At 40.0% G+C, this 11,096-nt stretch carries 7 protein-coding genes and 1 pseudogene; 2 read left to right on the forward strand and 6 right to left on the reverse strand.

Annotation, left to right across the window (positions count from 1 at the left end):
• Positions 1-122 precede the first annotated feature (122 nt).
• From uvrA to V7068_RS15645, 4 genes and pseudogenes are all read right to left on the reverse strand, one after another.
• Positions 123-2,993 (reverse strand): excinuclease ABC subunit UvrA, encoded by a 2,871-nt coding sequence (gene uvrA, locus V7068_RS15630; protein ID WP_499713575.1) that lies wholly within the window; start codon positions 2,991-2,993, stop codon positions 123-125.
• A gap of 7 nt (positions 2,994-3,000) precedes the next feature.
• Entirely contained in the window at positions 3,001-4,986 is a 1,986-nt protein-coding gene (uvrB, locus tag V7068_RS15635) for an excinuclease ABC subunit UvrB (RefSeq protein WP_499713577.1), read from the reverse strand.
• 201 nt (positions 4,987-5,187) lie between these two features.
• Positions 5,188-5,421 (reverse strand): CsbA family protein, encoded by a 234-nt coding sequence (locus tag V7068_RS15640; protein WP_127762057.1) that lies wholly within the window; start codon positions 5,419-5,421, stop codon positions 5,188-5,190.
• Positions 5,422-5,598: 177 nt separating this feature from the next.
• Positions 5,599-5,900: pseudogene (locus tag V7068_RS15645) on the reverse strand (catalase); the annotation flags it as partial.
• A 282-nt stretch (positions 5,901-6,182) separates the two neighbouring features.
• On the opposite strand from V7068_RS15645, the gene V7068_RS15650 reads away from it, so the two are divergent.
• Both V7068_RS15650 and V7068_RS15655 read left to right on the forward strand, forming a co-directional pair.
• Positions 6,183-6,530: an SH3 domain-containing protein gene (locus tag V7068_RS15650; protein ID WP_499713578.1), complete on the forward strand. Its 348-nt coding sequence runs from the start codon at positions 6,183-6,185 to the stop codon at positions 6,528-6,530.
• Positions 6,511-7,806 (forward strand): N-acetylmuramoyl-L-alanine amidase family protein, encoded by a 1,296-nt coding sequence (locus V7068_RS15655; RefSeq protein WP_499713580.1) that lies wholly within the window; start codon positions 6,511-6,513, stop codon positions 7,804-7,806. Before V7068_RS15650 ends, V7068_RS15655 begins: the two co-directional genes overlap by 20 nt.
• A gap of 81 nt (positions 7,807-7,887) precedes the next feature.
• On the opposite strand, the gene V7068_RS15660 is transcribed toward V7068_RS15655, so the two are convergent.
• A complete protein-coding gene (locus tag V7068_RS15660) occupies positions 7,888-9,075 on the reverse strand; it encodes a PDZ domain-containing protein (protein WP_499713581.1) in 1,188 nt (395 codons plus the stop codon).
• Between the two features lie 216 nt (positions 9,076-9,291).
• Entirely contained in the window at positions 9,292-10,737 is a 1,446-nt protein-coding gene (locus tag V7068_RS15665) for a S41 family peptidase (RefSeq protein WP_499713582.1), read from the reverse strand.
• Positions 10,738-11,096: the final 359 nt, after the last annotated feature.

The following is an 11,096-nucleotide window of genomic DNA, read 5'->3' on the forward strand; positions in this document are numbered from 1 at the left end:
TTGAAAGACTGTTTTTCTCTCAAGTGTTGCTCACCCAAGTCTCGCCTCTGCCTCTTCTTATGGAAGCTGGTAAGTGGGATATTTGTGAGAAAAAACCCCAGCGGCTTTAGCCATGGGAGTGGTCAGACAAATTGCTCTCTTTCCTCAATTCTCTTTTCCATTCGACTTCGATCTCTTGTAAGTATAGGCTGCAAATATTTCCCTGTGTACGATTCAGGAATTTGGCAAATTTCTTCCGGTGTTCCATAGCCAACAATCGTTCCGCCTTTATCGCCGCCTTCAGGACCTAAATCAATTAAATAATCAGCCGCCTTAATAATATCTAAATTATGCTCGATGACTAAAACTGTATCACCATTTTCCACTAAGCGTTGGAGCACAATAAGAAGACGAGCAATATCATCTACATGAAGACCAGTCGTTGGCTCATCTAATATATAGAAAGAGCGTCCTGTTGAACGACGGTGAAGTTCCGATGCTAATTTCACTCGCTGTGCTTCCCCGCCAGATAAAGTAGTCGCTGGCTGACCAAGCTTAAGATAACCTAACCCTACATCATAAAGCGTTTGTATTTTCCGTTTAATTTTCGGGATATTTTCAAAAAAGACAAGTGCATCTTCTACTGTCATATTTAAAATATCGGAAATATTTTTTCCCTTATAACGCACTTCAAGTGTTTCACGATTATACCGTTTCCCATGACACACTTCACAAGGTACATACACATCCGGTAAAAAGTGCATTTCAATTTTAATAATTCCATCGCCGCGACACGCTTCACAGCGACCGCCTTTTACATTGAAACTAAAGCGCCCTTTTTTATACCCTCGAATTTTTGCCTCGTTCGTTGCCGCAAACACATCACGAATATCATCAAATACGCCTGTATAAGTGGCTGGATTCGATCTTGGGGTTCGACCGATTGGTGATTGATCAATATCAATGACTTTATCCAACTGTTCGATTCCCTTTAATTCTCGGAATGCACCAGGTTTCACTTTGGAGCGATTTAATTTTTGCGCTAATTCTTTATGAACGATTTCATTTACTAATGTACTTTTTCCGGAGCCAGATACGCCTGTTACCGCTACAAACATCCCAAGCGGAATCTTTACATTGACGTTTTTCAAATTATTTTCCTTCGCACCTTTTACCTCAATAAAACGTCCGTCACTTCTACGACGTTCTAAAGGAAGCGGAATAAATTTCTTCCCTGATAAATATTGACCGGTTAAGGAATTTTCGTCTTTCATAATTTCTTCTGGTTTACCAGCTGAAACAATTTGCCCGCCATGAGTACCTGCTCCAGGACCGACATCAATTAAATAATCGGCAGCAAGCATCGTATCTTCATCATGCTCGACAACAATCAATGTATTTCCAATTTCCTTCATATTTCTTAGCGTTGCAATCAACCGATCATTATCCCGTTGATGTAAACCAATTGACGGTTCATCTAAAATATACAACACACCTGTTAGACGCGAACCAATTTGTGTCGCTAAACGAATTCGCTGTGCTTCTCCACCGGATAATGTACCAGCTGCTCGACTTAACGTTAAGTAATCTAATCCAACATTCGCTAAGAAGGTGAGTCGTTCTTGAATTTCACGTAAAATTAATTTCGCAATCGCTGCTTCTTTTTCCGTAAGTTGTAAGTGCTCAAAGAATTCAAGTGACTCTTCAATGGATAATGAAGTTGTATCACTAATATGTTTTCCTTGAATAAGAACCGCCAAGCTTTCTTTCTTCAATCGATTTCCTTTACAGCTTGAGCAAGCACGTGTGGACATGTATTTTTCCATTTGCTCACGAATATAATCGGAGCTCGTTTCCTTATGACGACGGGCAATATTTTTCAATACACCTTCGAACTGAATATACCCTTCTTGCATTCGACCATAATCATTTTCATAGCGGAAATAGATTTTGTCTGAACCTGAACCCATTAATACCTTTTCCATTTGTTCTTCTGATATATCTTTGACCGGAGTATCTAAATCGATATTGTAATGTTTAGCAACCGCTTCAAGCAGCTGCGGATAATATTGCGAGCTCGTTGGCTCCCAAGGCGCAATAGCATGTTGACGCAGAGTTAGCTCTGGATTTGGAATGACTAAGTCACGGTCCACTTCTAATGTAGCTCCTAAGCCATCACAATCAGGACAAGCCCCAAATGGACTGTTAAATGAAAACATACGCGGTTCCAGCTCTTCAATCGAAAAACCACAATGCGGGCAAGCATGATGCTCACTAAACAGTAATTCTTCCTCTCCGATCACATCAATGATGACCTTTCCGTCACCTAATTTAAGCGCACTTTCAAGCGAATCGGCTAAACGCGACGCAATGTCCTCTTTAATGACAATTCGGTCAACAATCACTTCAATGGAATGCTTTTTATTTTTTTCAAGACTAATGTCCTCGCTTAAATCATACATGTCTCCATCAATTCGTACGCGAACATAGCCTTGTTTTTTTATATCTTCTAATAGCTTCGTGTGCATCCCTTTTCGTCCAGAAACGATGGGCGCTAACACTTGAAGCTTTGTCCGCTCTGGATATTCTAAAATCCGATCGACCATTTGTTCAATTGTTTGTGAACTAATTTCAATGTGATGAGTCGGACAAGTAGGCCGCCCTACTCTAGCAAACAACAGTCGTAAATAGTCATAGATTTCTGTTACTGTTCCGACTGTTGACCGGGGATTTCGACTGGTGGTTTTTTGATCAATGGAAATAGCTGGTGATAACCCTTCAATTGAATCGACATCTGGCTTATCCATTTGCCCTAAAAACTGGCGTGCATAAGCGGAAAGAGACTCTACATAACGTCTTTGTCCTTCTGCATAAATCGTATCAAAAGCTAAGGACGACTTACCAGATCCTGATAAGCCCGTAATAACCACTAGTTGATCTCTCGGAATCGTTACATCAATATTTTTTAAATTATTGGCTCTGGCACCTTTTATTACAATTTTATCCATTGCCATACTCTCGTCATCCTTCCGCTTTTAACTCTAGTAATAAATCACGAAGTTCGGCTGCTCGTTCAAAGTCTAACGCCTTAGCCGCTTCTTTCATATCTAATTCTAATTGCTGCATTACTTTTTCGCGCTCTTTCTTCGATAATTTTGCATAGTTTGGTGCAGGTTGTTCTTGATAAGTTTCCGATTCTTCTGCTACATGCGTTGCGCGAATGACATCACGAATTTCTTTTTGAATCGTTTGTGGGACAATTCCGTGTTCTTCGTTATAACGTTCTTGAATTTCACGACGACGCTTTGTCTCTTCGATGGCTAGCTCCATCGAATTAGTCATACGATCAGCGTACATAATCACATGCCCGTTTGCATTTCGTGCTGCTCGCCCAATCGTTTGAATGAGCGACCGTTCTGAACGAAGGAAGCCTTCTTTATCGGCATCTAATATGGCTACTAACGACACCTCTGGAATGTCCAAACCTTCTCGAAGCAAGTTAATCCCGACTAACACATCATATTTACCCATACGAAGCTCACGAATAATTTCAATCCGTTCTAATGTTTTCACTTCTGAATGTAAATATTGCACTTTAATGCCGATTTCTTTTAAATAATCGGTTAAGTCTTCAGACATCTTTTTCGTTAAGGTTGTAATTAAGACACGTTCATTCTTCCGAATCCGTTCTTGAATTTCATCAATCAAGTCGTCAATCTGACCTTCAATTGGTCGTACATCAATAAGCGGGTCAAGCAGGCCGGTAGGACGAATAATTTGTTCGACCATCTCTGGCGTATGCTCCAATTCGAATGGACCCGGCGTCGCTGAAACAAAAACAGCCTGACTCACTTTCTCTTCAAACTCTTCAAAACGTAAAGGTCGATTGTCCTTCGCTGATGGCAACCGAAATCCATGATCCACTAACACTTGCTTACGTGCTTGGTCCCCATTAAACATCCCGCGAACTTGCGGCAATGTTACATGTGATTCATCGACAACAAGCAGAAAATCCTTTGGAAAATAATCCAATAACGTATAAGGTGTTGCTCCTGCCGGACGAAGAGTTAAATGACGTGAATAATTCTCAATCCCGGAACAGAAGCCCATTTCCCTCATCATTTCCAAGTCGTAGCGCGTTCTCTGCTCTAGGCGCTGCGCTTCAAGCAACTGGTCATTGTCACGTAACTCCTTCAAACGCTCTTCTAATTCTTTCTCTATATTCTCAATCGCTATGCGCATCTTTTCTTCACGAGTAACGAAGTGGGACGCTGGAAAAATAGCGATGTGCTCTCGTTCCCCTGTAATTTCTCCCGTTAATGCGTCTACTTCTCGAATCCGATCAATTTCGTCACCAAAAAACTCCACTCGAACACACTGTTCGTCACGTGAAGCCGGAAAAATCTCAACAACATCGCCTCGTACCCGAAACGTTCCCCGCGTAAACTGAATATCATTTCGTTCATACTGAATATCGACAAGCTTATGGAGCAATGCATTTCGATCAATTTCCATTCCTGTGCGCAATGATACGACCATTTCGCGATACTCTTCAGGAGAACCTAAACCATAAATACAAGAAACACTCGCAATAATAATGACATCGTTCCGTTCAAACAATGATGATGTCGCGGAATGCCGCAATTTATCAATCTCGTCGTTAATACTCGCATCTTTTTCAATAAATGTATCTGTCGAAGGCACATACGCTTCTGGCTGATAATAATCATAGTAACTAACAAAATATTCAACGGCATTGTTTGGGAAAAATTCTTTAAACTCACTATAAAGCTGCCCTGCCAATGTTTTATTATGAGCAATCACAAGTGTCGGTTTATTCACTTCTTTAATGACATTAGATACCGTAAACGTCTTCCCTGTTCCCGTTGCACCAAGCAATGTTTGATACCTTTTGCCCTCATTAATGCCCTCCACAATCTTTTGAATCGCTGCAGGCTGATCTCCTTGAGGAGAATATTTAGAGACTAACTCAAAAACATCCTTCACTAACATTGCCTCCTACGTAACCGTTTTATCTCATATATACACATTCTACCACAACTGACCATCTACAAACCAACAAAAGCGAACATTTATTCTTATTTATTTTTAAAATAAAGCTTTGTTAAACAATATGTTTGATCACACAATGTCTGGCTCATTTTTGCCAAAAGTGAACACTATTAACCTAACTAAAAAAGCACCTGCTCAGGCGCTTTTCGATGTTCTCTTCATCATTTTCGATGATAAATAAAAACCTAGCGTTAACGAAAACGCATCGATTACAATGAGAGGCCATGTATGCGTATAGCCTTTATATGCAGATGCTGCAATTAACGCCACCGTTAAAACTAAGCCTACAACATGGTTATACGTAACCCTTGTAAATAACATTACAAGAAGACAAGGCAAAAAAAGCGCAGCAAGAAATTTCGTAATCATATTGTCCATCTCCTTATCATAAAGGGCATTATTTCTTAGTTTAGTGAAAATCATTCTCTTTGACAATCTTTACAAATAGCTTCCTAAATGAATTCATTATAACGTTTAATCATAAAAGATACACTTATTAAGTAAAGCTTCTGTGGTAGAACACTGTTAATTAACAAAAACTCGTAAATACGTTCCATGAATCACCGTTGAAAAGCGAACAAATATTGGTGCTTGTTTCCCAGCCCCTTGAAACAATTTTGCTGTCGTATATGTAGAAACTAGCTCGTCGCTCACCTTGCCATATGACTCGACATAGCCATGTGCACCTGCGCCTCGCCCATGAATAACGCACTCAGGAATTATTCCCCATCGGAGTTACTGTTTTTTCCGGAAAATCATAATTCTCTAAACGTCGTAGGCCCTCGATTCCCAACTGTGCGAACACTCTGGTTATTTTCCATAAAGTGTCTTCGTCTTTTTGTCAACATGCCTTATGTCTAGTTTTGATATTTTCCTCATTAGTAGCCAAAATGAGTCTTACTTCATTATATTGAAACCACCCTTAAAATATTACTTTTTTACCCAAATTACTACTTATAATTACCTAATTCGACACAAATCCATTGAAATACCTACCATTTACCCATCGTATAATGTACTATAATGACTGAAATAGTTTTCTATTCTAATATTAAAAAAGGGAAAATCAAACTATTAAAACTATGGAAATTATCGTATTAACACATCAAAACTCACAGGAGGAAAGTTCCATGAAAAGTAAAGTAATTACAATACTCGTAGCTGCCTTTGTATTTTTCGCCACCTTCTCTTCTTCCATCGAAAGCCATCTCGTTTCTGCGGCGAGTAAAGAAGGCATCGTTACTGCAAACACTCTCAATGTTCGCGAAAAAGCATCGACTAGTTCCAAAAAAATCGGCATTTTGAAAAAAGGGAAGATTGTAACGATTACGAAACAACAAAGTAGCTGGTCTCAAATTAAATACGGCTCAAAAACGGGCTGGATTTCTACTACATACATAAATGAAATAGGATATGTAACCTCTACTNNCTTTAGCTACTTTAAAAAAAGGCACCTCTGTGCAAATAAAAGCGACTAAAGGCAGCTGGCTTCAAGTCTATGTATCATCGAATAAAAAGACAGGCTGGGTTACAAAAAAGAATATTTCCAGCACAAAAGCAGCAGCTACAACAGCCTCTACAACTACATATTATGTGACTTCTAATACGTTAAATATTCGCCAATCCGGCACTACTAAAGCAAAAATCTTAAAAACTATTAAAAAGGGCGATGCTGTTACCTATTACTCAAAGTCTGGTAACTGGGCAAAAGTAAAAACAAGCTCAGGAACGATAGGCTGGGCTTCGCTTACATACTTATCGAAAACAAAGCCTGCCGTAACAAAAACGTATTACGTGACGGCGAATTCATTAAATGTCAGGGCTTCCGGCAATACTTCAGCTAAAGTGCTTACAGCCATTAAAAAAGGAGCAGCTGTCACTTACTACTCAAAATCAGGGGATTGGGCAAAAATTAAAACGGCTTCCGGCGTAACCGGTTGGGTTTCGATGAAATACTTATCTACAACAAAACCAAAAGTCACAGCAAGTGCTGAAACGGTTTCAAACAGCAATATGCGCTATGTTATATCGGAAACGTTAAACGTTCGTAAATCAGCAAGTGCCTCATCCGCCATTTTAGAAACAGCTTCTCGCGGGGATGCTTTAACATTAAAACAAACAAGTGGAGATTGGGGGAAAGTCGTTACTTCTAATAATGTAACGGGTTGGGTTTCTCTTGCCTATGTATCTAATAAAAAATGGACAAAAGGATTAAAGAACAAAGTTATCGTGCTTGATCCAGGCCATGGAGCTCAAGACCCTGGTGCTATTGGAAGTGAGCATAGAGAAAAAGATTTAACGCTCGCTACTGCGAAAAAGGTTCAAGCAAAACTAGAAGCAGCTGGAGCTAAAGTCGTGATGACAAGAACAGGAGATACCTACCCAACTCTATCAGAACGAGTACAAATTAGTAAAAAGAATAATGCAGATGTATTCATTAGCATTCACTATAACTCAAGCGCCGACAAGACAGCCAACGGCATTGATACGTTCTATTGGACAACGTATATGAATGAAAAAGAGTTAGCTGAAATCGTTCAAAAAGAACTAATTAAAAGTACAGGTTTAAAAAATCGCGGCTCAAAAACAGGGAACTTCCAAGTCGTACGCACAAATGACGGCGCATCGCTTTTAGTAGAACTAGGATTCATTTCTAATCCAAATGAAGAAGAAATTATTTCAACAACTGAATTTCAAAATGATGCCGCTACTGGAATCACAAATGGACTAAAAGCATACTTTGATTTATTTTAAAAAAAGCTTTGGACGACATTGACTCGTCCAAAGCTTTTTTCATTAAGGATTTCAACCTTTTCGTTAAAATATTCATTACTGTCACATTACTTGAAGGTCCTTCAGCTGATTTTCAACAAACAACAACCCAAGTTCATAATGCTCTCCTTCAAATAACGCTCGTTGTACAAGACGCATCTCTCCATTGTTCCCAATCACTTCAAGCTTACAGTGAGCTCGATTTTTTTGCAGAGCTTGGTAGAGCTGCGCTTCTGTTTTCACGACAACACCATTAATTTTAGAGATGATTTCTCCTTTTTCAAGACCCATTTTGTCCGCTGGAGTGTGCGGGATAACTCCGAGAATCTTGACACCCTTTGAACTTTGCGAGAAGTAAAATGGACGTTTGTCATCAGCCGTTTTCTGTAGATAATAGATTAGTTCACGCCCTAATAACGCAAGGATTGCCGTCACAATCGCGAGCACTGGATACCAATAGCTGAGAAGTGCAAGTACTGTCATAAAGAAACCTAAAGAGACAACTTGTTTTCCATGGGCCTTGACCGCTTGTTCTGGAATCATTCCTTGCACGTTTTGGGTAAAACCAATGATGACCGGAAGGACAATTGGCGCAATCTGTGCTTCACCAATTGAAAAGATTGGATACCATGTAAACGGTGCAGCAAGTTCCCCGCCAGGAATGAAAACAAACATCGGAAGCAACCAAATTCTGCGTGATGCATATAATCCAATTGTTTGTCCCCGCTTAGAAACAGTGAACTGCGGTGTCATAATTTTGGCACCATTTCGCTGAATGATAAACCCTTCAGCAATTAACAAAAACCCAAGCAAAATAGCCAATGTTGGATAGATAGCCTTCTCTAGCTGTCCAAAATACTCATTCCATACCGGAAGCTGCACGTTTTGTTGATAAATGGAAAATACGATAAAAAATGTCAACGAAAGCGTGTAAGCTGGCGATAAGAAACGGAACTGGAACGTCAACGCCAGTACTAGCGTAACAGCTGTTAGAATAATCATAGCTGCTATCGGAATGGTCAGCCCTGTCCCAAGCGTAATAATCGAAAGAATCAGACCCCATAGAAGCCCCTGAGACAACAAGCCCTGCCATTCATGAGAGCTATCCAAAATTTTCGTATTAAAATTACGCCGTTCTTGCTTCACACGTTGAGATCCAATCCACCAGCATAATATCAGAGACAAATAAAACAATGGATTTAAAAAGAGTTCTCCTAATCCAACTAAGCACGCAATCAGCCAGTCTGTCATAAATCTCCACCACCTTTGCTATCTCCTATTCTACCAAAAATACAGTAGCCGGTGGAGGGTCGGATTCATTAATTAAAAGATTAGATGAAGGATCTCTTTTTTAGATAATAAAACACTGTTAAAAGGCGTGCGAGACCGTAGCCACGCACACCTGAGTCACAAGTCGTATTATCCGCAACGCTATTTAACAAAGCCTTTAGATACATGACATAGTAGCTACTCGTTAATTCGGCTAAACGATGGACTAACTACATATTTAATCGCCGTTCTTAGCTGCACATCATTTCTTTCATCTTGAATCTTTTCCAAAATACTCGCTTCTAACTTTGAGGCCGTTTCACGATCAAGCTTTCCAGTTACGTTCAATTTCTTCACCTTCTGAAAGGCCTTAATGGCCACTTCTGTTTGTACATCAAAATAGCCGTCTTCTCGTCCCGTTTCAAAGCCTAGCCCTTTTAACATCGCTTGAGCATATTGAATTTGTTCGTCCGTCATATCTCGTTCCAATGTTTTTTCAACCGTTAAAGGATGGACATTGAAAAAGCGAGGCTGCTGTACTTGGATGGTCGGCTCAATTCCTTTTTTGTGAATCCAGTTTCCTTCTGGTGTTAACCATTTGTATAGTGTCAGTTTAAGATTGCTGCCATCTCCCATCTTCACTGCTTGCTGAACCGTTCCCTTACCAAATGTTTTCTCTCCAACCAGCGGATAACCCCCCGCCTCTTTTAGAGCTCCTGCTAAAATTTCCGATGCTGAAGCACTTCCCCCATCCGTTAATACGACAATTGGATAACCCTTTTCCTTTGTTAGCTTGGTGTAAAAAGATTCTGTGTTTCCAGATCGCTCGGCAATTTGCAGGAAAGGCTTTTCTTTTGTAATAAATTCTTCTAAAATGGCCTGAACACTAGAAAGCAAGCCGCCTGGATTACCGCGTACATCAATGACAAGCCCTTCCATCCCCGCTTGCTCTAACTTGCTCAATTGCTCTTTAAAATCCTTTGCCGTATTTTCCGAGAAGGTCGTTAATTCAATATAACCGACTTTCTTACCTGCTTCTTCTTTTATAGAGGAAAAAACCGTATCCAGCGGAATTTCTGCCCGTTCAATACTAAATTCAATTGGTTTAGTAATCCCCTCACGTTTAACTTCAAGCTTCACAACGGTGCCTTTTTCCCCACGAATCTTCAAACGAGTTTCATATAAATCTAACCCTTCTACGCTTTCTCCATCTACTTTTACAATTTCATCTTTTGGCTTTAAGCCTGCTTTTTCAGCCGGAGAATCTTTATAAGGAGAGACAATAATAATTTTCCCCTCCTCCATTCCAATTTCCGTACCAATCCCCTCAAAGGATGAATCGAGCGTTTCATTGAATTGTTTGGACATTTCTTTGTTCATATAAACGGAATACGGATCCTTCAAAGTAGAAACCATCCCTTGAATCGCACCTTCAATTAATTGATCACTCTCTACTTTCTCCACATACTGATTCAAAATTAAGTGATAAGCTTGTTCGATTTTATCCCATTCCTCTACTTCATTCCCTATTTGCTTGCTCTGCTGTCCGCTATCCTTTTGAAAACTTGTCCAATATAAACCACCAGAAAACCCCATCAATAGCGAGACGACAATCACTAACGGAAGCACCCATTTTTTAGTCATCCTATTCACCTTTTCTACTCTGTAATGTACTTCACTATATGAGTAAATTAGGAGAAATATGATGATATTTAGAAAAGCGAAAGCTCTGAGGCTGATTACCTATCTATAAAAAAAGAAGGCCCATGAAGAATGAATTTCGGGACAGCCTCTCCGTTTAGGTGGACAAACTGACCTTCATCCGGGGCATGAAGGACTTTTTCCTGCATTTCCACACACCAAATGGCCTTCATCTGCGTCATGAAGGACCTTTTCCTGCCTTCCCACACGCGAAATGGCCTTCATCTGCGGCATGAAGGACTTTTTCCTGCATTCCCACACGCGAAATGGCCTTCATCTGGGGCATGATGAGGTTAGTCTAA

This window comes from Bacillus sp. JJ634 (genome assembly GCF_036962285.1).
Taxonomy (GTDB): domain Bacteria; phylum Bacillota; class Bacilli; order Bacillales; family DSM-1321; genus Peribacillus; species Peribacillus asahii_A.